This window comes from Peribacillus aracenensis (assembly GCF_025175645.1).
In the GTDB taxonomy this organism is placed as follows: Bacteria; Bacillota; Bacilli; order Bacillales; family DSM-1321; genus Peribacillus; species Peribacillus aracenensis.
Genome location: NZ_JANZMJ010000001.1, coordinates 263,987 through 287,600, shown reverse-complemented (window position 1 = coordinate 287,600; position 23,614 = coordinate 263,987). Strand labels below are relative to the sequence as shown.

Below are 23,614 nucleotides of genomic sequence, written 5' to 3'. Positions count from 1 at the left end.
ATAAGGAAAGAAGGCTCCTTGTGACCACCCATCCATTAATCGGTTTTGCAATTATGAGCTAGCGAGCACAAATACTTTTCAAACCAATTTGAATTAACGTTTCCCTTCCTTATTAAAGGGACCCGGACAAAATAAAATACTACCTTATTATATATTGGACATTTAATGAAAAACGGACACATTATTTTTAATAAATAAAGTGTCCGTTCATCTATAATAAAATTCCTTGTATTGAAATTGATTCATTTCCTTTATTCATTCTCCTTCAAGATCTCTGCAGCCAATTATTTACAAGGCTTTCAATTTCAACAATTCCAAGCGGATGCGTTCTAGCCTTTGCTTGCATTGTGACCTCTTTTGGTCATTCTCTTCACCAATAGCTTCAAAAAGGGTTGCTAATTCATAGTCCATTTCCATCCTTAACACTGCAGCTCTATGTCTTTCAACTTCTTTAGCTTTTAATGCTTGGTTCATGACTTGTTTCATAATTAACATTCTCCCTTCAACAATTAACGTAATTTTCTGAATTTATCTTATCATATGACTTCCTACCTCAAATAGCAACTAATTTGTGTTATAACCTATAAGGAAATTTACATTGCCAATCCAAATCGTATTTTTTAAATTTTACTTTTACTTATGCTACAATATGTGCAGATATTACGGTAGGAGAGATGAAAATGAATGTAGCAAGTTTTACAGCAAATGATTTTGATGTTTTTAAAATTGATGGTCTGGAACCGCGCATGGATGCTTTAAAAGAACGGATCCAGCCCAAACTACATGCACTTGGAGAGCATTTTTCTCAAAAACTGTCAGTTATGACCGGCGATGAAATGCACCCTCATGTTGCAAAGCATGCCAGACGGTCAGTGAATCCTCCTAAAGATACTTGGGTTGCTTTCGCTGCCAATAGCAGAGGTTATAAAATGATGCCGCATTTCCAAATCGGGTTATGGGAAACGCATATGTTCATCTGGTATGCCGTGATTTATGAAGCCCCTAATAAAATTGAAATCGGAAAGCGACTGGAGCAACAGGCAGGCCAATTGGTGAATAGCATTCCCTCCCATTATGTTTGGTCAATGGACCATACAAAACCTGATGTCATCACTCATGGTGGTCTTGGAGTAGATGATTTGAATTCAATGTTCACTCGTTTGCAAACTGTAAAAAAAGCCGAAATCCTTTGCGGTATAAAAATTTCACGTGATGACGCTATTAAGTTAAAAGATGATGAATTCATTCAAACCATTCAAGATGCGTTTGAACATCTTTTACCCTTATATCAATTAAATTAAACACATTTGCTTCGTATTCGGATTGAATATCGGATGCCTTCAAATAAACTGGTTAAGAAAAAAGGAGAGCCTTGACGGCTCTCCTTTCCTTATTTCTGCGCTACCCCTTTGCTTGCTTGTATCAAATCACCAATTTGATCTTCCTTACCTGTTTCCAAGCATTCGATGATCTTGCTGCCGACAATGACACCATCGCAGTATTGTGCTGCATCACGGACATGATCTGGCGTCGATATGCCGAACCCAGCAAGAACGGGAACCGGACTTATCTCTTTTACCTTCTTCAAATAGCCTCCAAGTTCTTCCCCAAAGGCGTCACGGGCACCCGTAATGCCTTTGACTGTAACTGCATAGATGAATCCCTCCGCCCCTGCAGTAATCTCAGTGATACGTTCTTTCGAAGACGTGAGTGTCACAAGTCGGATAAGAACGATCCCTGCCGTTTTGATTGATGAAAAGATGGCTTCTTCTTCAATCGGTAAATCGGGGATGATGCACCCGGAAATCCCTGCACGGAGACAGTCATTCGTAAACTCTTTAAGTCCATATGCCAGGATTGAATTCGTATATCCCATTAAAATAATTGGGATGGTCACTTCATTTTTGATTTCCATTACTTTTTTCAGGACATCTTTTAAAGTTGTTCCATTTTCCAAAGATCTGATGCCCGCTTGTTGGATAATAGGTCCGTCAGCGACAGGATCAGAGAATGGTATACCTAGTTCGACGGCAGTCGCACCGCTGTTTTCAAGGAAAAGAAGCTGGCTCTTTAACCGTTCAAGACCTCCATCCCCTGCCATTATATAAGGTATGAATGCTTTTTCCTTCTTTGTTTGACATTCTTCAAGCGCATTTGTTAATTTATTCATGTTCACTACCCCCCATCAATGATTGGACCGTTTCAACATCCTTATCACCACGGCCGGACAGGCAAATTACCAGTCCTGTTCCTTTTTCCATTTCTTTAGCAAGCTTTAAACCGTAGGAAATGGCATGTGAACTTTCTAAAGCGGGAATGATCCCTTCCTCCCTGGAAAGCATCGCTAAAGCTTCCAAGGCTTCATCATCGGTTACTGAAGTATATTCAACCCGATTTGTATCTTTTAAGTAACTATGTTCAGGCCCTACCCCTGGATAATCCAGCCCTGCTGAAATTGAATGTGCCTCCTGGATCTGACCGTCCTCGTTCTGCAGTACATACATGAATGCCCCGTGGAGCACCCCAGGTTTCCCCTTAGTCAAACTTGAAGCGTGTAATGGTGTTTCAAGTCCATGCCCTGCCGCTTCCACTCCGTATAATTTTACCGTTTCATCCTCAATGAAGGGATAAAACATTCCCATTGCATTACTTCCTCCGCCTATGCAAGCGACTACTGCATCCGGTAGGGAATGAACCGCCTCCGAATATTGACGCTTTGTTTCATTTCCTATCACGCTTTGAAAATCACGTACAATAACGGGGAATGGATGCGGACCAAGAACCGATCCCATTATATAGTGGGTGTCATCCACATTCGCCACCCAATATCGTAACGCCTCATTCACTGCATCCTTCAGTGTCCCGCTTCCTTGTGATACAGATATGACCTTGGCTCCCAAAAGCTCCATCCTGAATACATTCAATTTCTGTCTCCTGATATCTTCTTCTCCCATAAAGATGATGCATTCCAGCTTCAGCAAAGCACACACAGTCGCCGTTGCAACCCCATGCTGTCCTGCACCCGTTTCGGCAATCACCTTTTTCTTGCCCATTTTCTGAGTCAGCAAAGCCTGACCGATCGTATTGTTTATTTTGTGGGCTCCGGTATGATTCAAGTCTTCTCGCTTCAGATAAATATCTGCACCTCCAGCAAGCCTTGTCAAGTTCTCCGCAAAATAAAGTGGTGTTTCCCGACCGATATATTGTTTCAGGTAATAATTTAGCTGCCTTTGGAATTCAGGATCATTTTTAGATTGTTCATATACTTCTTCAAGCTCCGTAATCGCCGCCATTAAAGTTTCCGGAACGAAACGGCCTCCATATGCCCCAAAATGTCCAGTTTTATCAGGTTGTGTATAAGTGTTCATCTATTCATTCCTCTTTTCCGGCTGTATATTTTGCCTCATTAATAAATGCCTTTATTTTTACGGCATCTTTTAATCCGTTTGTTTCAACGCCGCTGGCTACGTCAACTGCGAATGGTGAAACGGCATTAATCGCTTTTCTGACATTTTCCGGAGTCAGCCCACCCGCTAGAATTACCTTCCCGGGTGGCAGATCCGCTTTTCGGATCATATCCCAATCCAAAGTCAATCCCTTTGCAGATGAAATCTTAGGAAGATCTACTAATAGATAATCCGCTGGGTATTCATGAAGGTTTTCAAGGTCTTTCTCTGAATTGACGGAAAAGGCCTTTATCACCGGTAGGGGCATCCTGCGGGCAAAGCTGGCAGACTCGTTACTATGAAGCTGAAGATAATCCACCCCTGCGATTTCAGCACTTTTTATCACTTCTTGTTCAGTTTGATTGGCAAACACTCCGACTTTTTTAACCTGTCCAGCTAGATTCGCCGCGATTTCTCCTACTATCTCTGGCTCAACCTTCCTGCTACTCTCGGCAAAAATGAAACCAATGAAGTCTGCCCCAGATTCAACAGCAGTCTGAGCGTCTGCCAATGTCTTTATCCCACAGATTTTCACTAACATATTAATCTCCTTATATACTCATTTGCAGTTCGGCCATCGTGTGCGGAAGATTTGACGCAGTCATCAGTGTCTCCCCGACTAAAATCGCTTTTGCACCAGCTTCCTTCACACGCATCACGTCTTCTTTTGTTTTGATTCCACTTTCACTGATAATGATATGGCGTTTTGGATCAAGTAACTTCGCCAATCGTTCCGTTACAGCCAAATCCACTTTGAACGTCTTTAAGTTCCGATTGTTAATCCCTATTAACTCTGCATTCAGCTCTATAGCCCGTTCCAGTTCGGCTTCATCATGGACTTCCGTCAATACTTCAAGCCCTTTTCTTTTTGCATATTGATATAATTCATGAAGGCGCTCTTTAGAAAGTGCTGCGACAATCAATAGAATGATAGTGGCACCAGCTTGATGGGCGCGATCGATTTGGACTTCATCGATGATGAAATCTTTGCACAATCGGGGAATCTGTATGGCCTCGCTTACTATTCTCAAATCTGCAATCGATCCTTTAAAGAAAACCTCATCGGTCAATACGGATATCGCTGCCGCTCCGCCGCTTTCATATGAAAGGGCCTGCTCGATCGGATTTACATTGATTTTAATATCCCCTTTTGAAGGGGAAGCCCGTTTTATTTCCGCGATAACCGCCATTGATTTCGCCGTTTTCAAATTCTCCACCAAAGATGGTCTGACTATGTTGATCATTACCGAATCTTCTAAGCCCCTTTCTTTTAATTTTGCGACTTCCGCCTTTTTCTGTTCGATGATTTTCGTTAAGATATTTTCCATTACATGACCACCTTATTTCTATTGCCATAAGCAATCAGATTTTCTAACTTCGCAAGTGCCGATCCGCTATCAAGGCTTTCTTTAGCCATGGAGATCCCTTTTTTGATCGTTGCTGCCGTACCATGTGCGTATAATCCCAATCCAGCATTCAATAAAACGGTATCACGATAGGCCCCTTTTTCCCCTTTGAGAAGCCTAAGCATGATATCTGCATTTTGTTTGGCGTCACCGCCGCGAATGGCATCATTTCCGTAAACCGGCAGATCCACTTCTTCAGGGTGCAGCGTAAAGGGAATGATATCCCCTTGCTCCAAAAGTACGAGTGAATTTTCACCCTGTAGGCTCGCTTCATCCATAAACCCGGCGCCATTAATCACGACCGCGCGTTTCCTGCCTAATTTATGTAGGACTTCCGCAAAAAGCTCGAGCATATCACGTCGATTGATTCCCATTAATTGCGAGTCGAGTTGCACTGGATTTGTCAGAGGACCGATTAGATTAAATATCGTCGGGATTTTCAGTTCTTTTCTCACTTTCATTATCCGTGCAATATTAGGGTGGACCGATGGGGCAAATAAGAATGTGATTCCATTTTCCTCCAACAGTTCTTTTAACATGTCAGGCCCCAAGTACAAATTAACACCCAATTCTTCCAATACATCGGCACTGCCCGTTTTGCTTGAAATGCTGCGGCTTCCATGTTTGGCAACCTTGACACCGGCCCCGGCAAGTACGAAGGCTGATGCTGTACTTATATTGAAGCTTTGTGACCCATCTCCTCCCGTTCCGCAATTATCCATCACATTAAGAGAGCTTGTTCGTACACTTCTTGCTTCTCTTCTCATGACTCTGACAAGGCTTGCTATTTCACCTGCCGTTTCCCCTTTGGATTTTAGGGCAATGATGAAAGCTGCCATCTCGCTTTCGGTGATATCTTTGGAAAATAACGCTTGGGCTGCTCTGCTCATCTCTTCTTCCGTCAATGTTTGACGCTCTGCTAACTTCGCTAAATACTCCTTCACCGCTAACTCCCCCAGTCGTTTTTTGTTTTATAGGATGGATCGTTCCTTTTCAGATTGGAAGGTTCCCGCAATCTCATAAAATTGATGTAATAATTCCTTGCCGATTTTCGTCCCTATTGATTCAGGGTGGAACTGTAAACCGTAAAGCGGGAATTCTTGATGTTTCAGGGCCATGATCTCCCCATCATCCATCGCTACTGCCGTCACAGTCAGTTCATCTGGCAAACTCGCCCTTTCAACTACAAGGGAATGGTAACGCATTACCGGGAATTGTAAGTCCTGTTTGGCAAATACACCTGTTCCATCATGTTCGATAACCGATGTTTTCCCATGCATGATTTGTTTCGCTCCAACCACATTCGCACCAAAAACTGCCCCAATGGCCTGATGCCCCAAACAAATGCCCAATAGCGGAACCTTCTCATAAAAATTACGGATGATTTCCATACTGATACCAGCATCTTCCGGCCTGCCGGGTCCCGGGGAAATGACAATTGCCATTGGATCCAGTTCCTCAATTTCCGCAAGCGTGATTTCGTCATTCCTTTTTACTATGATTTCTTTTTCCACTTCTCCTAAATATTGATAAAGGTTATAAGTGAACGAGTCATAGTTATCAATTAATAAAATCATTTTGTGTGAACCTCCATTAAAGCGCGTGCTTTATTTTGTGTTTCTTCAAATTCCGTTTTTGGGTCTGAATCATATACAATTCCTGCCCCTGCCTGTACATAGGCCTTGCCATCTTTAATGATCATCGTCCGAATCGCTAAAGCCATATCAAGATCCCCTCCAAAACCAATGAACCCTATCGAGCCCGAATACATCCCCCGTTTACAATTTTCCAGTTCATTGATCAGCTCCATTGCCCTGATTTTTGGAGCACCGGAGACTGTTCCGGCAGGGAGGCAGACCGTCAGCGCATCTAAACTCGTGAACCCTTCCCTAAGCTTTCCGCTAACCTTCGAAGCAATATGCATGACATGCTGATATCTTTGAATTTCCATTTCCTCGGTGAGGTGGATTGAACCGATTTCGCAAACCCTGCCAAGATCATTCCTGCCCAAATCCACAAGCATCTTATGCTCGGCTAGTTCCTTTTCATCCATCAGCAGGCTTTTTTCGAAGCCTTTATCTTCTTCATCCGTTTTCCCTCTCGGCCTTGTACCGGCAATGGGATTAACATGAACCGTTCCTGATGAAACGCTGATCAAACTTTCAGGAGACGACCCAATAATTGTATAATCACCAAATTCTATATAAAACATATAAGGAGAGGGGTTGGCTAAACGCAAACGACGGTAGGCATCGAAAGGCTCCCCATCGAAGTCCGCTTTGAACCTTTGTGATAAAACAACTTGGAACACTTCACCAGCTATTATCGCTGATTTAACTTCAAGGACCATTTTCTCGAATTCATCTTGACTGAAATTCGATTTGAATTCCAAATATTCCGACGATATTTCCTTTGACGGTTTGCTTGCCTGATTGATTTTTTCCTTCATCCCCAATAAACTTTTTTCACTATCTTCTTCAGCAGTCAAAAGATGGATTTTCTGCAGAACATGATCGAATATATACAGTTCTTTATAAAAGAGAAAATGAGCATCAGGCATTTGCAGAGAATCTGGAGGCACCGGACCTATATTTTCATACAGACGAATGATATCATAGCCCATATATCCGATTGCACCACCGTTAAATGGCGGAAGATGTATGGGAGCCTCTTCTATCTCCACTAATAATTCGTTTTTTAGAAACTCGATGATATCCATGTTCTTTACAATTTGATCACCTGTTTCAGTATCTTTCACATTTACTTGGCCAGCAAGTGATGTCACCTCAAGATAAGGTTTTGAACCTAGATAAGAATAGCGGCCGTTGTCGTGATGCGAATTCGAGCTTTCCAATAAAAACTTCTGGTCACCATCTAATTTCTGAAATATGGCAATGGGTGTGTGGATATCCCCTTCAATTGTGTCCATTTTGAAACGGAGTATTTTTTTTTCATCCAAATTATTCATCCTTCAATTCCCTCCCGATTCTTATGCGCTCTTGTAAACCCCTGGAAGGGAAAACCCTCTTGGCCGAGCCGGAGTTTTCACATCCTCTGGTTTTTGTTTTTTTCTAAAAGATATATATATATTGAAATTCCAATAAAAAAATCCCCCGCAAACACAAATATGTGTCTGCAGAGGACGGTAAACCGCGGTGCCACCTCAAGTTGGAAAAACGCATCATTTTTCCCTCTCAAGCAAGAAATGAAAAATTCTTGCGATTACCCTTTAACGGTGGCGGCCGAGTTTCCCTACTTATTTCAAGAAACCACTCATAAGTCCATTCATCTTCTTATATCGTACCGGTTTCCACCTATCCCGGCTCTCTGTTACGCATCTAAAAAGATTACTACTCTCATTCATAGATTTAATTATCATTTCCATAAAAACGCAAAAAGGGCCCTCATCCAAAGGACGAGGAACCCGTGGTACCACCTTAATTAGCTAAATTAGCTCACTTTACGGCATTAACATGCCTATCTCCACTAACGATGAGATAATCGCCAAAGCCTACTCCGTTCATCCGTTTCGGTTTGGGGCTCGGAAGTCCATTCGCTTAAATTCGTTCACCAGTTTTCAGCAACCACTGGCTCTCTGCAGAACATCATTAAGGTACTCTTCTTCGTCACTGCCTTTATCATTTTCTTGCTTATTATGTTAAAACAATCTTTTCAGTAAGTCAATGGAGTTTTCTAAAAATATTTTTAATTTTTCATTTTTATCCATTCCCCGTCATCGATTCCTTTTGCCTTCTTAATAACAAGATAGGCTGAATAAGTGCTGACTGACTCAAACTCATCCGTATACTTTTTTTCATCCGCCTTACCGGGGACTATTTCCTTGAATCTTCGGTAAGCCTTCATAAATTCTTCCTTTTGTATTTTGTTTTCATAAGCCTTTTCTACAGCTTCAAAGAATCTGATCACATCTACGATTTCTTCAGTAGACCAATCAAGATCCATTGGATATTGATAATCCATACCCTAAACACGCTCCTTCTAGATAGTTTTTCATGCTGTCCGGCAGTCCATGCATCATCAGTCTGCCCATTTTGAACGAATTGCTTCCGCTTGGTCGATAATCCGACTGAATAGTTCAGCAGTCGATGGTACATCATGAATCAGCCCCATCACTTGTCCGGCCCAAGCAAAGCCTTCACCTTCGACACCGTCATGGATATAACGCTGATTCGCTTTTCCGCTTATGTAATCCTTCAATTGTTCATATCCGCCATTTTCTTTTTCTATTTCAAGAATCTTATCGGTCCAGCTGTTTGCAATTACCCTTGCTGGTGCACCAATGGAACGCTTGATGACAACGGTATCATTTTCTGTGCCGGAAACCAAGGCGTTTTTATATAATTCATGTGCATGAACACATTCCTTGACCGCTATGAATCGTGTTCCCATCTCAATTCCTTCGGCACCAAGTGCCAATGCTGCCATCAAACCGCGTCCATCGCCAAAACCACCCGAGGCGATGACTGGAATATTAACGGAGTCCACGACTTGAGGAATTAACACGGAAGTTCCAATATCATCACGGCCTAAATGTCCTCCTCCCTCCTGACCAACTACCATCACCGCATCTGCCCCAAGCTGCTCAGCTTTCATTGCCTGCCTTTTTGCAGCAACAAGCACGAGTTTTTTCACCTGGGTGCCTTTGACGTAATCAAGAAATGGTGCAGGGTTGCCGCCGGTTACGGAAACAGCTGCGATATCCTCTTTCAAGGCTGCTTCCAGCATGTTTTCATAAGGCCTTCCATGCTGTCCGATTGCAAAGTTCACACCAAACGGTTTATCCGTCAATGATTTGGTTTTTCTAATTTCATCTGTCAGTTGCTCCGGGTTGTCCAAGGACATGGCCGTTACCTGCCCCAGCCCTCCTGCATTCGAAACTGCCGCCGCCAGGTCTGCATATGCTAAATGGGCCAATCCCCCTTGTACGATTGGGTATTGAATGCCTAACAAATCGGTCACACGCGTTTTCCACTTCAAACTCCTCAGCTCCCTTTTCATTTTATGTGGTTTGTTTATTTAGCTGAACTCTAAAACCATTAGCTTCATTATGGCAAATATTGTTTAACCGTTCAATTTTTAAACTCACCTACAATATTAATAAAAGAAGAATTCTTGAGTAAAACCAGTAAATACTAGGAAAATGGACATTTATAATCTGCTGATAATTTTATTGGGCCCCTTAACAACAAAGACATATATAAATGGTTTAAGTCAGGACATTAAAGTCACTCTAGGCATTTATTATAAGACGTGCTATAATTCATATGTTTTATGTCATCCACATGCTTACTAACCATACGATGGAATCGGAGAAACATACGATCATTAATAGAAAAGGAGTATATACTCCCAAATATTATGTACCTATTTTATTGAAAAGGGGCCACAAAGAATTGTCACAGAATGAAACACCCTTATACACTGCCTTATTGCAGCATGCAAAAAAAAATCCCGTTCAATTTCATATTCCAGGCCATAAAAAAGGGAAAGGAATGGACGCTGATTTCCGTAATTTCATTGGAGAAAATGCATTATCCATAGATTTAATCAATATCGCTCCGCTCGATGATCTCCATCAGCCAAAGGGGATCATTAAACAAGCTCAGGATCTTGCCGCGGAAGCTTTTGGGGCGGATCACACATTCTTTTCCGTTCAAGGAACAAGTGGAGCGATCATGACAATGGTCATGACAGTCTGCGGACCTGGGGACAAAATCATCGTCCCAAGGAATGTACATAAATCCGTAATGTCTGCCATTGTATTTTCCGGAGCTGTTCCCATTTTCATCAATCCTGAAATAGACAAAGATTTGGGCATCTCACACGGCATCACCGTCGATGCCGTCGAGAAAACTTTAAAGGAACATAGCGATGCAAAAGGATTGCTTGTCATCAATCCAACCTATTTCGGCATTTCGGCCGATTTGCAAAAAATAGTGGAAGTTGCTCATTCCCGCCAAATCCCAGTACTGGTGGATGAAGCACATGGTGTCCATATACACTTCCATGAAGACTTGCCGATGTCAGCCATGCAAGCTGGAGCGGATATGGCTGCAACGAGTGTTCATAAACTGGGCGGTTCACTAACGGGAAGTTCCATATTAAATGTTAAGAACGGTTTGGTTTCCGCAAATCGTGTTCAAGCCATATTGAGCATGCTCACAACCACCTCAACTTCCTATATCCTACTGGCTTCCCTGGATACGGCCAGAAGACAACTTGCGACGGTAGGGAGGGAAATGATTGATGAAGCGATCAATCTCGCAGGGTATATCCGTGAGGCTGTTAATGAGATTCCTTATCTTTATTGTGTCGGCAGCGAAATTCTCGAGAGTGAGGCAGCCTTTAGTTATGACCCGACTAAATTAATCATATCCATCAAGGAATTGAATATTACCGGATACGACGTTGAGAAATGGCTTCGTGAAAAGCATAATATCGAAGTGGAACTTTCTGACTTGTACAATATCCTTTGCCTGATAACACCTGGAGACTCAAAAACAGAAGCGGATCTTCTGATTGCTGCCCTTAGAGACTTGGCGGATGAGTTTAAGGAAATGGCGGCTGAACATGAAAAAATCGAGGTCCTGCTTCCTGATACACCACCACTGGCTTTATCACCAAGGGAGGCATTTTATGCAGACACCGAAGTGGTTCCCATTGAGGAATCTGTCGGCAAAATTAGCGCTGAGTTCATCATGGTTTACCCGCCTGGAATTCCGATCTTCATACCAGGAGAATTGATTACTGAAGATAATATCAATTACATCCGGAAAAACATCGAGGCCGGCCTTCCTGTTCAAGGCCCTGAGGACCCAGAAATAAAATATTTACGCATCATTAAAAATTGATTGATTCCATCAAACCAGAGCAAAGTGCTGCTCTGGTTTTTTTGCCCCTTATTATTGAGCAGCAACTCCTGATCAACTGAAGATTTCGCTTCATTAACTTCTATAAAAAGGGTGCTCCAGGTTACAATCCTGAAACACCCTTAAATTCTATTAATCTTATTATCCTTTGTCGATTTATTTTTCAGAGGCAGCTGTATCACAGCTTTGGCAGTTGTGATTGTGTGTATATAGTACACTTACTTTTTCATCTTCAAAATGTTCAATCGTGCTATTGCAAGTTTGACATACGATAGTTCCCATTTTTACAACCCCTTCCTCTATATTGTATGCATCAATAACGTAATGTAACCGCTTTATATGAATTATAATATAACACATTTATTATTTCAAGTTAAAAAGTATAACATATATGCTTTTTCCTCATTAAATGAACACTCATGTTGGAATAAATTGACTCCAATCGTTCGTTCAAGTGATTCCTTTTTGGACCCTGGAGTTCATTTCATCGCACCCTTACTTTTGCATAGCAAGGTGAAAAAGGAATTTCGCCTTTTAATTTACATATAGATATGTATATAATACATCCATAAAATGTTAATATATTCTTATATCCTATCGATCTAAGGGGGATCCGCATGACTGAAAATGCCTATATCAAACTCGTTCCTGAGTCCGTGAAAGGGACTGTAACCATCGAAGACGTGAAAGAATTGCTGAACTATTATCAAATGATCACAGCGAAAACCGGAAAGCAACTGGATTGGGACTATGATAAGAAAGCATTTCCTTATGAAATGAAAGAACCAGAAAAGATGAAAGATAAGGCCATATACCTCCAATCCAAAGAAGATCGATATCACATGATCTTGATAGGCGTTGACCAAGAAGTCGTTAAGGATGAAGATGGATCAGAGCGGATTCAATCCTATATCCAATTCACCCTCCCTGAAACAGCAACTTTCGGTGATAAGGGGAAAGCTAATGAACTGTGCAAGTTCCTTGCAAAGAAATTACGGGCTCAGCTACATCTATTCAATAAACGGGTGATGTATTATTATCCAAGGAAATAAAAAAACCTGCAGAAGCCGGAATTGGCTCATGCAGGCGTTTCAATTAACTTTGGATTAAGGATCTCATAACCTTCCTTTTGAAAACCTTTCACGATATCCTCAATGGCTTCACTCGTCCATTTCCGGTCATGCATCAGTAAGTTCGCACCATTTCCTAAATAAGGGCTGTTCAACATGATTTCCGTTAACGCTGTTTTATCCTGATATTCTTTTTCCCAGTCATATCCGTATGTCCAATTCATGACCAACATTTTTTCTTTCTCAGCGACTTTTTTTGAATGCTCGGTATTCGATCCAAATGGCGCCCTAAAGTACTTCGGGCTTACCCCTGTAATGCCTTCTACCATATTGTTCAATTTTACGATTTCCCGCTCTTGTTCTTTTTCGGTCAACTGTTTTAAATTCACATGGGAATAAGTATGATTACCGATAGAAAAACCCATTTCATGAATTTCTTTTAGCATCGCCTTATTTTCATCATTTTCAAGAAAGTGACCGTTCACGAAAAAAATAGCAGGTACTTCAAGGCGCTTCAGGGTCTGGGCGATTTTCAGAGAATATTTATCAGGTGCATCATCAAATGTTAACAGTACAACTTTCGGATTTGCATCCCCAATTGGTTTAAATGACCAATTATTTTCGTCCACCCGATATTCTGCCTTTACATTTCCAGCGTCAATCGTTTTTGACGTTTCGTTTTCCGGGTCTTTCTTTTGCTGGCTTTCATCTTTGACCGTTTTTGTCGTTTCCACACTTTTTTGGTTTTCATTTTCTGTTGGACCGGAACTCGGTCCATTACATGCCATCAATAAAAATGATACTAATGTAAATAATGCTACTCCTTTGTTAATCATGATTCCTCCGTGGTTTCTTGTGTCATAGCGGCTTGCTTAAAGGTTTAATAAAGGGGTACTAGCGTTTCCAAAAGGATTTGCAAAATACCGTAGCATAATAGACTTATCACGGTAACAAGCATTGTTCGCCTATTGGATTTTAAAATCATTTTACCAATGTAAATGGCTAGATAGGAAAAGACCAGAAACATGAATACTTTGAAAACGAATCGATCGTTAACAGACAGCCATTCAACTAAGGTATACCCACTCCAAACGATTAGTTGAAAGAGGATTACCAGATAATTTTTCAAGTGATCCACCCCACTTTAATATGAATATATCAGCCATGATCTCTTTATTGGCAAAAAATATTCAATTAACATCGCTCATCTTATTTTTTATCCTTTATTACCTTTCTCAAAACCTTTCAAGGAGAAAAAGTAAGAAGTCCTTTTTATAGCTTATGCCCTTTTAGCCCTTTTCATTTAACTAGCTTGAAGAAAATGATGAATGGGGAGTCATCCTTCATTTTCGGATATCTGCCAAACAAAAAAAGCGTACTGCAGGAGGCAGTACGCTTTTTTATAAAAATCGATTACTTGATGATGTGAATAGGAGTTCCAAGGGCAACTTCAGCAGCTTCCATTGTAATTTCCCCTAAAGTTGGATGTGCATGGATTGTCATTGCGATATCTTCGGCAGTCATTCCTGCTTCGATAGCCAGACCAAGTTCTGCAATCATATCAGAAGCGTTTGGTCCTGCAATTTGTGCTCCTATAACCAATCCGTCTTCTTTGCGAGTGATAAGCTTCACAAATCCGTCCGTATTATTTAAAGAAAGAGCACGTCCATTTGCAGCGAATGGGAATTTAGAAGCAAGCGCTTCGATTCCAGCTTCCTTCGCTTCTTTTTCATTATAACCGACAGAAGCAAGTTCCGGTTCAGAGAATACAACAGCCGGAATAGCAAGATAGTCGATTTCGGATGAATGTCCTGCAATGGCTTCAGCAGCAATTTTACCTTCATAAGAAGCTTTATGAGCCAACTGAGGTCCAGAAACGATATCACCGATTGCGTAAATGTTTTTCACGCTTGTACGGCATTGTTTATCCGTTTCGATCAAACCACGGTCAGTCATTTTGATTCCGACTTGCTCCAGGCCGATCTCTGCCGTATTTGGACGACGTCCAACTGTTACTAATACGTAATCGGCTTCAACTTTTTTCTCTTCGCCTTTTACTTCATAAGTAACGGTTACACCTGTTTCAGTTTCTTCCACACCTTTTGCATTTGCTTTAGTGACAATTTCAGCACCCTTGTTTTTAAGGTTACGCTTAACAAGTGCTGCCATTTGTTTTTCAAAGCCTGCAGAAAGGATTTCTTCAGTACCCTCAAGGATGGTCACTTTAGTGCCGAAGCTTGCGAATGCTCCGCCAAGCTCAGTACCAATGTAACCTCCGCCGATTACCACGATCGAACCTGGAACTTCTTCCAAAGCAAGAGCACCAGTGGAATTAAGTACACGTTTCGTATATTTAAATGACGGAATCTCGATTGGCGATGAACCAGTGGCGATGATTGCGTTTTTAAATGTATATGTTTGGGCTGAGTCTTCATTCATAACACGGATGCTGTTTTCATCAACGAAATAAGCTTCACCAGTTACAACATCAACGTTATTACCTTTTAATAGGCTGCTTACACCGCCTGTTAATTTTTTAACAACAGAACCTTTCCAAGCTTGTACTTTAGAAAAATCAACAGAAACTTTTTCTGCAAAGATACCCATATCTTCTGAATGCTGAGCATCATGGAAACGGTGTCCAGCCGAAATTAAAGCTTTTGATGGGATACAGCCTACATTCAAACAAACTCCGCCGATTGTTCCTTTTTCAACGACCGTTACTTTCTGCCCAAGCTGTGCTGCGCGAATTGCGGCAACATATCCCCCTGGGCCTGAACCGATCACTAAAGTATCTGTTTCGATTGGAAAATCTCCTACTACCATTGTTTACGCCTCCATTAACAATAATTCTGGGTCGTTCAATAACTTTTTGATATGATTCAATGCATGTTGAGCTGTTGCTCCATCAATCATGCGGTGATCAAAGCTCAGTGATAATGCCAGAACTGGAGCGGCGATAATTTCCCCGTCGCGTACAATTGCTTTTTCGGCAATGCGTCCAATCCCTAGAATGGCAACTTCTGGATGATTGATTACAGGTGTGAACCATTGACCGCCTGCGGAACCGATATTCGTAATGGAGCAAGAAGCACCTTTCATTTCGTTAGGAGCCAATTTGCCGTCACGGGCTTTCGTCGCTAATTCATTAATTTCTTGTGAAATAGCAAAAGTTGATTTACGATCTGCATCTTTTACAACCGGAACGAGCAGTCCTTTGTCTGTGTCTGCCGCAATTCCGATATTGTAATAGTGTTTATGGATAATCTCACTAGCCTCATCATCAAATGATGTGTTTAGCATAGGGAATTCACGCAATGCACTTGTTAACGCTTTAACAACATAAGGTAGGAATGTAAGCTTGATTCCTTTTTGTGCAGCAATTTCCTTGAATTTCTTACGGTGAGCAACCAATAGCGTCACATCGACTTCATCCATTAATGTAACATGTGGAGCTGTCTGTTTGGATTTCACCATAGCTTTGGCAATCGCTTTTCTCATGCCGCTCATTTTTTCGCGAGTTTCAGGATATTGCCCTTCAGGAATTGTAACTTTTTGTTTTTCGGTTGTTTCCGTATCATTTTGTTGTGAAGCTTCACTTTGAGCTGCAGGTTGCTGTGGAGCAGTTTTGCCGTTTTTGAAAGCATCTATGTCATCTTTCATGATGCGGCCATTATCTCCAGAACCAGAAATCTCACGAATATTTACCCCTTGTTCGCGCGCATATTTCCTAACAGAAGGCATGGCGATGATACGTCGTGAAGGATCTGCCTCAACTTGTGGTTGTGCTCCCGCGCCCGTTACACCATTATTTTCTTGAACCGGAGCAGCCTCTTTCTTGACTTCCTGTCCAGCTTCAGCAGTTGCTTGAACCTGGGCCTCCGTATTCTTCTCACCTTCTGCCTTCGCTTCTTCTCCATGGTCCCCTTTAAACTGAAGATTTTCATAACCTGGAGCATCGAATGTTACAAGTACATCGCCAACAACGGCAACCGTTCCTTCTTGAACAAGGATTTCTTCCACGGTACCTTCCACCGGTGATGGGATTTCAACAACGGCCTTATCGTTCTGAACCTCGCAAAGCACGTCATCTTCTTGAATCTTATCTCCTGGTTTTACAAACCATTTCACTATTTCACCTTCGTGTATACCTTCTCCGATATCAGGGAGTCTAAATTGGAATGCCACTGAGTTCAACCTCCTATATTAAATCATACTTAGTGCTTTGAATAAAGTCCTTTATCTTGCATTACCGTTAATGCGATATTACTTTCCCAAGCAGGACATTCATTCCATTACTCAAGATGTTAAAACTTCAAGACTTTAGTCGCCGTTTCAATAATGTCTTTATAATTAGGGAGCCATACTGTTTCAGCTTGTGAAAACGGGAATACCGTATCAGCAGCCGCCACTCGAAGTACTGGAGCATCCAAGCTCAAAATGGCACGTTCGTTAATTTCCGCTACGACATTCGCTGCAATACCAGCTTGCTTTTGTGCTTCTTGAACAACGATAGCTCGTCCAGTTTTTTCTACAGAAGCAATGATTGTATCGATATCCAATGGAGAAACAGTCCGTAAGTCGACCACTTCGACGGAATGACCTTCCTTAGCCAATTCCTCAGCTGCCTTGATGGATTCCTGTACCATTGCACCATACGTAATAATGGATAAATCCGTTCCTTCTCTTTTCACATCGGCTTTTCCCAATGGAATTGTATACTCTTCTTCAGGCACTTCCTGACGGAAAGAGCGGTACAATTTCATGTGCTCAAGGAAAATGACAGGGTCATTATCACGAATAGCTGAAATCAATAAGCCTTTTGCATCGTAAGGAGTGGAAGGGATAACTACTTTTAACCCAGGTTGCTGGGCCATTAAACCTTCCAAGCTATCAGCGTGCATTTCCGGAGTATGCACTCCGCCTCCAAAAGGTGAGCGAATTGTAACCGGTGCACTGTAACGTCCGCCTGAACGGTAGCGCATACGTGCAAGCTGACCGCTTACGGAATCCATTACTTCATATACAAACCCAAAGAATTGAATTTCAGGAACAGGACGGAAACCTTGTAAAGAAAGACCGACCGCTAATCCACCGATTCCAGATTCAGCAAGAGGTGTATCGAACACACGATCTTCACCGAATTCTTTTTGAAGATTTTCCGTTGCACGGAAAACTCCTCCATTAACACCAACATCTTCCCCAAAAACGAGTACATTCTCGTCATTCTTAAGTTCTGTACGTAATGCTTCTGTAATTGCTTGAATCATCGTCAATTGAGCCATGGCTTACTTCGACTCCTTCTCTTTATAAATTTCATATTGTTCTTTTAAGTTATAAGGCATTTCTTCATACATGTTTTCAATAAGGTCTGTAACCTTTTGCTTAGGTTCTGCATCTGCCAATTTGATTGCTTCTTTAATATCGTCTTTTGCTTTTTCTATCGTTTCGTTCTCTAATTCTTCATTCCAAAGTTTTTTGTTTTCCAAGAACTTGCGGAAACGAACCAATGGATCTTTCAGTTCCCACTCGTTATCCATTTCGGAAGTACGGTAACGTGTCGGGTCATCCCCAGCCATCGTATGCGGACCATAACGGTAAGTTAATGTTTCAATCAATGTAGGGCCTTCACCATTAATTGCACGTTCACGCGCTTCTTTAACGGCTGTATAAACGGCCAACGCATCCATACCATCAACTTGGATGCCTGGGATACCTGCAGCCACACCCTTCTGGGCTAATGTTTTCGCTGCTGATTGCAAATCAACCGGAGTCGAGATTGCGAAACGGTTATTTTGCACAATGAAGATAGCCGGCGCTTTAAATGCACCTGCAAAGTTAATTCCCTCATAGAAGTCACCTTGTGAGGTTCCGCCGTCACCCGTATATGTGATGGCTACAGCTTTTTTCCCGCGTTTCTTCAACCCAAGAGCAACACCTGCAGCTTGAATATATTGAGCGCCGATAATGATTTGAGGAGAAATTACATTGACGTCTTCAGGAATTTGATTTCCCTTAAAATGCCCCCGGGAGAACAAGAATGCTTGCCAAAGCGGAAGGCCATGCCAAACGATTTGCGGAACATCACGGTAGCCAGGCAGAATGAAATCTTCTTTTTCCAAAGCATACTGGGAAGCGATTTGAGATGCTTCTTGACCGGCAGTCGGTGCATAGAAACCTAATCTGCCTTGACGGTTCAGTGATATAGAACGTTGATCCAAGATGCGTGTATATACCATACGACGCATTAATTCTTGCAATTGTTCATCACTTAAATCAGGCATTGCCGCTTCATTAACGACTTCTCCCTCTTCATTTAAAATTTGAAAAGTTTCAAATTGTTCTTCTACTTTCTTAAGCTGATCCTGAACATTAATTTTAGCTTGTTTAGTTTTTTGAGCCATTTGGCACCTCATCCTTTCATTAAAAAGGTTTGCTATTATTATTCTATAAAGCAAAAATAGTTTGCTTTTTAGTTTCTTCAATCATTCATTCTTTTATTTTTCCCTTAAGCCCAATCCTCAAACGTGGATATGCTTAATATGTCTCAATCTTATTCTGTACCATAAAAAAAATCAAGGAAAATGATACAAGAATTTTTATAGATTAAGTTTACAAGATGAATTAACATCAAGTCAATCACTTGGAGTTCCTTATAATTTTGATTTAATAGAATTTCCAATACTCATACTTCTTCTCTGTAATAGTTTTCACTTTACAACTGTACTATTAAATTTCCCCTATTTTTCAATTTAAGGATTGCGAAGGATAACATTTAAAACCCCCAGCATATCGGATCGATTCCAAAACCGCTTTAACTATAGGCATTTGAGCCTTCGGAATAATATTCCAAAAAAATATTTAAACGCTTTCATATAAGTCTGCTGTTAGAATTTTGATTATCGTTTTTTTTTAGTACAGGTATGAAAATCCACATCAAGGTGGTTACACAAAAAAAGTCCATTCTAGAATTTTTCTGTCCCTACATGAACTGGATTGAACAAAATATGGGCTGTGAGTGAGAATCACAGCCCATCATTATTTATATTATTTTGTTGAATCAGCCATTTCTATGCCGGAACTATCATAAAAACTTTCTTTTTTTTGATTTGATTTTTCAGTTAATGCATTAAATTCCTCATTCGCTTTCAGAACTTTTGTATAAGAGGTATTTATTTTCTTGATTTGCACTTGTAATTCATCCATTTTCAAATCCTCTTTTTTAAAAAGTTCATATAATTCACGATCATAAGCCAGACTTTGTTGATAAGCATCATATAAATTATCGTAGGTGCTATAGCGCTCACTCATGACCTTTTTCATTTCAGTCGCTTCTTTTTTTATTTTTTCATCCTCTATTTTCCCGATTTGTTCATCTATCTGATTGAATTGTTCTTTTGAGGATTGCATACTGCTTTGTTCCTTTTCAATTATTTTTTCCCTTTGGTCGATATTCTTGGTGGCTTCATCTGAAAGCTCGACAATCTGTTCATAATCATCCAATCCAAGTTTAATGATTTTCTCATATTTTTCTTTTTCTTTTTTCTCCAAATCATTAAGAGGCTCTTGATGTTCGGTGAAATCACTTTCCTTTTCTGCAGTTTTCTCTAGGATTTTGTGGATTTTTTCTTCCGGTGAACCATTAAAACAACCAGTCAAGATCACTAAAGAAAGAAGTAAAATAACATATGGACCAAAACGCTTCAACATAGACAGCTCCTTCTAATAGTACTTCGATGATTCATTTTTCTCTAAATTCCCTTATTAGCAGCAATCACTTGTTACAATCATATTCCGAACAGGTTTTTTTCATTACTGGGCGCTAGCCTACACCCTTTAGACCATACTGCATAGGCTGTAGTGACCGTTTCAAATCAGAGTGGTCAGTATTTTAATAATACAAAAAACGGAGGTATGAAATTATGTATGGAGGTTACAACCAGGATTGCTGTTATCCGGTTTCCGTTGCACCCAGCTATGGTTATGGTGATGGTTATGGCTATGGTGGTGGAGGCTGCGGCTTTGGAAGCGGCTTCGCTCTAATCATTGTCCTGTTCATTCTGTTAATCATTGTCGGCGCGTGCTTATGCTAACCGGGTAATTACTATTACCTTTACCCGAAAATGTTAACTATTTACCCTGAATAACAAAAAATGATTTATTTTTTTAAAATAGACCTTAACTCGCAATTAATATAATGGCTGGGATAGGAATTAATGTCTTGATTCCATCCCTTCCATTTTTCTTTCATTAGACATCCATTAACTTTCAGTGTTTTTTTTGTTAAAATAACCCTATACATATTATAAGAATTTTTGCGGGGTGAAAGATAATGCTTACCATGGATGATTTTGTTAATGAAGACGATCCAATCTTAAGGCAAGTCGCGGTAGAGGTTCCGCTTCCGGCATCAAATGAAGATAAGAAACTTTTAGACAGCTTGATGGAATATGTCCAAAACAGCCAGAAGCCCGATATTTCTGCACTATACGGGCTAAGGGCAGGAATTGGCTTGGCTGCACCACAGGTGAATGTTTCAAAAAGGATGATCGCGGTTCATTTGAAAGAAAAAGATGGTCAACTGTATAGCTATGCACTTTTCAACCCTAAACTCATCAGCCATTCAGTGGAAAAAGCATATTTGACATCCGGAGAAGGCTGCCTTTCCGTAAATCGTCCCGTTTCCGGCTATGTGCCCCGTTATGCTCGAATAACGGTTGTGGGTACGGACCTGGAAGGAACATCGGTTCAACTCCGCCTGAAAGGCATCGCAGCCATTTGCTTTCAGCATGAAATCGACCACCTTAATGGAATCATGTTTTATGATCATATCAATCCGGAAGACCCCTATGCCATCCCGGAAAATTCAATTGCGTTGGAAAGGTAACGCAATAAGCAAAACCCCTGTCTGTTGGCTGACGGGGGTTTTGTTTTTTTATATCAGTTCTAGTTCCTTCAAACCAAAAAGTATGCCATCATCATCGACATCCTTCGTTACAAAGTCGGCCTCTTGCTTCACAAGTTGACCGGCATTCCCCATTGCCACGCCATATCCCGCTACTTTTAACATCTCTATATCATTTAAGCCATCTCCAAAGGCGTAAACATCCTCCAAAGCAAACCCGACTTTTTCCATTAATATTTTAATGCCTTCAGCTTTTGAACCCCCGAATGGAAGTACATCCGTTGAATATTCATGCCATCTAATGAAATGAAAGTCGTCATATTTCCCAACAAAGTTCCCTTCTTCATCTTCCGAACAGAATAATAAGGCTTGATATATATCATGGTCCTCATAAAAATCTGCCACATGTTCAGGGTGGGGAAACTTCAGGCTGCTTAATGCTTCTTCGATTCTGCTATGATGTGGAACACTCGATTTCATTGTCTCCTCATTCATGAAAACGATCGGTATTTCATTTTTTTCAGCATGTTCGTGGAGCCGTTTTATCTCAGGTATGCTCAAAGGGTTTTTATAAACGACTTTCCCTTCAAAAACAACGTATTGTCCATTGAAACTTACAAATGTATCGATGCCAAGCTCTTCCCTTAAAGATTCGAACATGAAAGGAGCCCTTCCTGTGGCAATCGCTACAAAAACCCCGCTATCCTGCAGTTGCTTAATGGCTTTTTTTGTTGAAGCAGGTAACTTTTTTTCATGATCGAGCAATGTTCCGTCAATATCAAAGAATACAATTTTCACTAACGATTCACTTCCAATTCATTCATTTTTCCTTTTTTAATATGTACCCATTTAATAATTGTCATCAAGATAAGTCAAGTAACATAACCGGATTCCACTCAATTTACGTTTTTTATTCATGAATGGGCATATACTATTCTTAATAGAGACAACTCAGGCTTTCTTAGATTACTTCCTTCCCATCCTTCTTTCCTCCAAAATCCCAGCCGCTTGTTTGAATGAGCCTTTTTTTTCAAAAATGGGCCAAGTACCTGTAAAGACGTATTTACATTATTGAATAATCCTATACAATAATAGTAAGGGAGCGTGATCGCCATGTTAAAAAAGCTTCGTAAAAAGCTTGCTAAGCAGTGGAATGATCTTTTAAGAAAAAAATCTATCGCATGATTTGCCACTCATTCCTGCCTTGGCCGTCATCCATATGCGAATTTTTTTCGGACAGCTCTTCAAAAACTTGCGAAGGGCTTCTTCCTTGTTGTAAAGTTCTTGTTAAGCATTCTTTCTATCTTGGCTTTTATATGGTCAGGTGAATACATATTTCAAATAAAGATATGAGTCGTTGTGTTTTCATGAAACGCTGACACAGTCGTACTGTTTTAATTAGAAAGAAATCGTTTACGAAAAAAAAAGATCCCATGATTTAAGTTTTACACATGGCAAAAACGGATAGGATATAAGATAGAGGAAGACAATTGGATTGATACCAGAATCGGCCATCTATTTTTTTATATACTTTTAGACATTGGTATATTTAATTTAATTCATCAAACCCCTTCCGTTTTATGGCGGAGCTGGGTTTATTTTTACATGATGTTGAAAAACATGAAAAAATTGTTGTTTTTATATATAATGAAAAAAGCAATGCAAACAAGTGAGGAGAGATTAAAATGGTTTTTAAGGTATACTATCAAGTAACCATATCAGAGGTTCCCATCAGGGAGAATACTAAAACAATGTTTGTCGAAGGTGAATCCGTTCGTGACGTTCGTTTAAAATTAAAAAAGGAACCTTATAACGTAGAAATCGTATTACCCGTAACCGGAGCATATTTAGAATATGAAAAACAAAATGAAGATTACAAAGTATTGGAGCTATAATT

At 40.6% G+C, this 23,614-nt stretch carries 24 protein-coding genes and 2 other annotated features; of the genes, 6 read left to right on the top strand and 18 right to left on the bottom strand.

Annotated features, from left to right (window positions below; translation table 11 throughout):
- Positions 1–288: 288 nt before the first annotated feature.
- Positions 289–486, bottom strand: coding sequence for a hypothetical protein (locus N0M92_RS01440; protein WP_034314018.1), 198 nt, complete (start codon positions 484–486; stop codon positions 289–291).
- Between the two features lie 194 nt (positions 487–680).
- On the opposite strand from N0M92_RS01440, the gene N0M92_RS01435 reads away from it, so the two are divergent.
- A complete protein-coding gene (locus N0M92_RS01435; protein ID WP_260284165.1) occupies positions 681–1,301 on the top strand; it encodes a YktB family protein in 621 nt (206 codons plus the stop codon).
- A gap of 89 nt (positions 1,302–1,390) precedes the next feature.
- On the opposite strand, the gene trpA is transcribed toward N0M92_RS01435, so the two are convergent.
- From trpA to N0M92_RS01390, 9 genes are all read right to left on the bottom strand, one after another.
- On the bottom strand, positions 1,391–2,170 hold the full coding sequence (gene trpA, locus N0M92_RS01430) for a tryptophan synthase subunit alpha (RefSeq protein ID WP_260284164.1): 780 nt from the start codon (positions 2,168–2,170) through the stop codon (positions 1,391–1,393).
- Positions 2,163–3,368, bottom strand: coding sequence for a tryptophan synthase subunit beta (gene trpB / locus N0M92_RS01425; protein ID WP_260284163.1), 1,206 nt, complete (start codon positions 3,366–3,368; stop codon positions 2,163–2,165). The genes trpA and trpB overlap by 8 nt, the downstream gene beginning before the upstream one ends.
- Positions 3,369–3,372: 4 nt before the next feature.
- Positions 3,373–3,987 carry a phosphoribosylanthranilate isomerase gene (locus N0M92_RS01420; protein ID WP_260284162.1) on the bottom strand — a complete coding sequence of 205 codons (615 nt, stop codon included), beginning with the start codon at positions 3,985–3,987 and terminating at the stop codon, positions 3,373–3,375.
- 10 nt (positions 3,988–3,997) lie between these two features.
- Positions 3,998–4,774, bottom strand: a complete 777-nt coding sequence (gene trpC, locus N0M92_RS01415; protein WP_260284161.1) for an indole-3-glycerol phosphate synthase TrpC — start codon at positions 4,772–4,774, stop codon at positions 3,998–4,000.
- A complete protein-coding gene (gene trpD, locus N0M92_RS01410) occupies positions 4,774–5,796 on the bottom strand; it encodes an anthranilate phosphoribosyltransferase (RefSeq protein ID WP_260284160.1) in 1,023 nt (340 codons plus the stop codon). Before trpD ends, trpC begins: the two co-directional genes overlap by 1 nt.
- Before the next feature lie 27 nt (positions 5,797–5,823).
- Positions 5,824–6,429 carry an anthranilate synthase component II gene (locus tag N0M92_RS01405; protein ID WP_260284159.1) on the bottom strand — a complete coding sequence of 202 codons (606 nt, stop codon included), beginning with the start codon at positions 6,427–6,429 and terminating at the stop codon, positions 5,824–5,826.
- Complete coding sequence (gene trpE / locus N0M92_RS01400; RefSeq protein ID WP_260284158.1) at positions 6,426–7,820, bottom strand: anthranilate synthase component I; 1,395 nt, start codon at positions 7,818–7,820, stop codon at positions 6,426–6,428. Before trpE ends, N0M92_RS01405 begins: the two co-directional genes overlap by 4 nt.
- 167 nt (positions 7,821–7,987) lie before the next feature.
- Positions 7,988–8,225 (bottom strand) — a binding site (T-box leader).
- 35 nt (positions 8,226–8,260) lie between these two features.
- Positions 8,261–8,491 (bottom strand) — a binding site (T-box leader).
- Positions 8,492–8,557: 66 nt separating this feature from the next.
- On the bottom strand, positions 8,558–8,833 hold the full coding sequence (locus N0M92_RS01395) for a UPF0223 family protein (RefSeq protein WP_260284157.1): 276 nt from the start codon (positions 8,831–8,833) through the stop codon (positions 8,558–8,560).
- Between the two features lie 57 nt (positions 8,834–8,890).
- Positions 8,891–9,871 (bottom strand): NAD(P)H-dependent flavin oxidoreductase, encoded by a 981-nt coding sequence (locus N0M92_RS01390; RefSeq protein ID WP_260284156.1) that lies wholly within the window; start codon positions 9,869–9,871, stop codon positions 8,891–8,893.
- 395 nt (positions 9,872–10,266) lie between these two features.
- Between N0M92_RS01390 and N0M92_RS01385 the strand changes: the two genes are divergently transcribed.
- Complete coding sequence (locus tag N0M92_RS01385) at positions 10,267–11,724, top strand: aminotransferase class I/II-fold pyridoxal phosphate-dependent enzyme (RefSeq protein ID WP_260284154.1); 1,458 nt, start codon at positions 10,267–10,269, stop codon at positions 11,722–11,724.
- Between the two features lie 174 nt (positions 11,725–11,898).
- Here N0M92_RS01385 and N0M92_RS01380 read toward each other — a convergent pair whose 3' ends face one another.
- Entirely contained in the window at positions 11,899–12,024 is a 126-nt protein-coding gene (locus N0M92_RS01380; RefSeq protein ID WP_072272684.1) for a GapA-binding peptide SR1P, read from the bottom strand.
- A 335-nt stretch (positions 12,025–12,359) separates the two neighbouring features.
- Between N0M92_RS01380 and N0M92_RS01375 the strand changes: the two genes are divergently transcribed.
- Positions 12,360–12,794: a DUF1885 family protein gene (locus N0M92_RS01375; protein ID WP_098371132.1), complete on the top strand. Its 435-nt coding sequence runs from the start codon at positions 12,360–12,362 to the stop codon at positions 12,792–12,794.
- Positions 12,795–12,820: 26 nt separating this feature from the next.
- Here N0M92_RS01375 and N0M92_RS01370 read toward each other — a convergent pair whose 3' ends face one another.
- The 6 genes from N0M92_RS01370 to N0M92_RS01340 all read right to left on the bottom strand — a co-directional run bounded on the left by N0M92_RS01370 (position 12,821) and on the right by N0M92_RS01340 (position 20,522).
- Positions 12,821–13,648, bottom strand: a complete 828-nt coding sequence (locus N0M92_RS01370; protein ID WP_260284153.1) for a polysaccharide deacetylase family protein — start codon at positions 13,646–13,648, stop codon at positions 12,821–12,823.
- Between the two features lie 577 nt (positions 13,649–14,225).
- On the bottom strand, positions 14,226–15,638 hold the full coding sequence (gene lpdA / locus N0M92_RS01360) for a dihydrolipoyl dehydrogenase (RefSeq protein WP_260284152.1): 1,413 nt from the start codon (positions 15,636–15,638) through the stop codon (positions 14,226–14,228).
- Positions 15,639–15,641: 3 nt separating this feature from the next.
- Positions 15,642–17,000, bottom strand: coding sequence for a dihydrolipoamide acetyltransferase family protein (locus N0M92_RS01355; RefSeq protein WP_192203916.1), 1,359 nt, complete (start codon positions 16,998–17,000; stop codon positions 15,642–15,644).
- Between the two features lie 119 nt (positions 17,001–17,119).
- Complete coding sequence (locus N0M92_RS01350) at positions 17,120–18,097, bottom strand: alpha-ketoacid dehydrogenase subunit beta (RefSeq protein WP_076366780.1); 978 nt, start codon at positions 18,095–18,097, stop codon at positions 17,120–17,122.
- Positions 18,098–18,100: 3 nt separating this feature from the next.
- Positions 18,101–19,216 carry a pyruvate dehydrogenase (acetyl-transferring) E1 component subunit alpha gene (pdhA, locus tag N0M92_RS01345; protein WP_192203915.1) on the bottom strand — a complete coding sequence of 372 codons (1,116 nt, stop codon included), beginning with the start codon at positions 19,214–19,216 and terminating at the stop codon, positions 18,101–18,103.
- 643 nt (positions 19,217–19,859) lie between these two features.
- Positions 19,860–20,522 (bottom strand): YkyA family protein, encoded by a 663-nt coding sequence (locus N0M92_RS01340; protein WP_260284151.1) that lies wholly within the window; start codon positions 20,520–20,522, stop codon positions 19,860–19,862.
- A gap of 212 nt (positions 20,523–20,734) precedes the next feature.
- Between N0M92_RS01340 and N0M92_RS29290 the strand changes: the two genes are divergently transcribed.
- Together N0M92_RS29290 and def are read left to right on the top strand one after the other, a co-directional pair.
- Complete coding sequence (locus N0M92_RS29290; RefSeq protein ID WP_311202498.1) at positions 20,735–20,905, top strand: YjcZ family sporulation protein; 171 nt, start codon at positions 20,735–20,737, stop codon at positions 20,903–20,905.
- Between the two features lie 239 nt (positions 20,906–21,144).
- Positions 21,145–21,699 (top strand): peptide deformylase, encoded by a 555-nt coding sequence (def, locus tag N0M92_RS01330; RefSeq protein ID WP_260284150.1) that lies wholly within the window; start codon positions 21,145–21,147, stop codon positions 21,697–21,699.
- A gap of 48 nt (positions 21,700–21,747) precedes the next feature.
- Here the strand turns inward: def and N0M92_RS01325 are convergent, their stop codons facing one another.
- Positions 21,748–22,515, bottom strand: a complete 768-nt coding sequence (locus N0M92_RS01325; RefSeq protein ID WP_260284149.1) for a Cof-type HAD-IIB family hydrolase — start codon at positions 22,513–22,515, stop codon at positions 21,748–21,750.
- 887 nt (positions 22,516–23,402) lie between these two features.
- On the opposite strand from N0M92_RS01325, the gene N0M92_RS01320 reads away from it, so the two are divergent.
- The gene (locus N0M92_RS01320) at positions 23,403–23,612 is read left to right on the top strand and encodes a DNA-dependent RNA polymerase subunit epsilon (RefSeq protein WP_034314070.1); all 210 of its coding nucleotides are present in this window, start codon (positions 23,403–23,405) and stop codon (positions 23,610–23,612) included.
- Positions 23,613–23,614 lie beyond the last annotated feature (2 nt).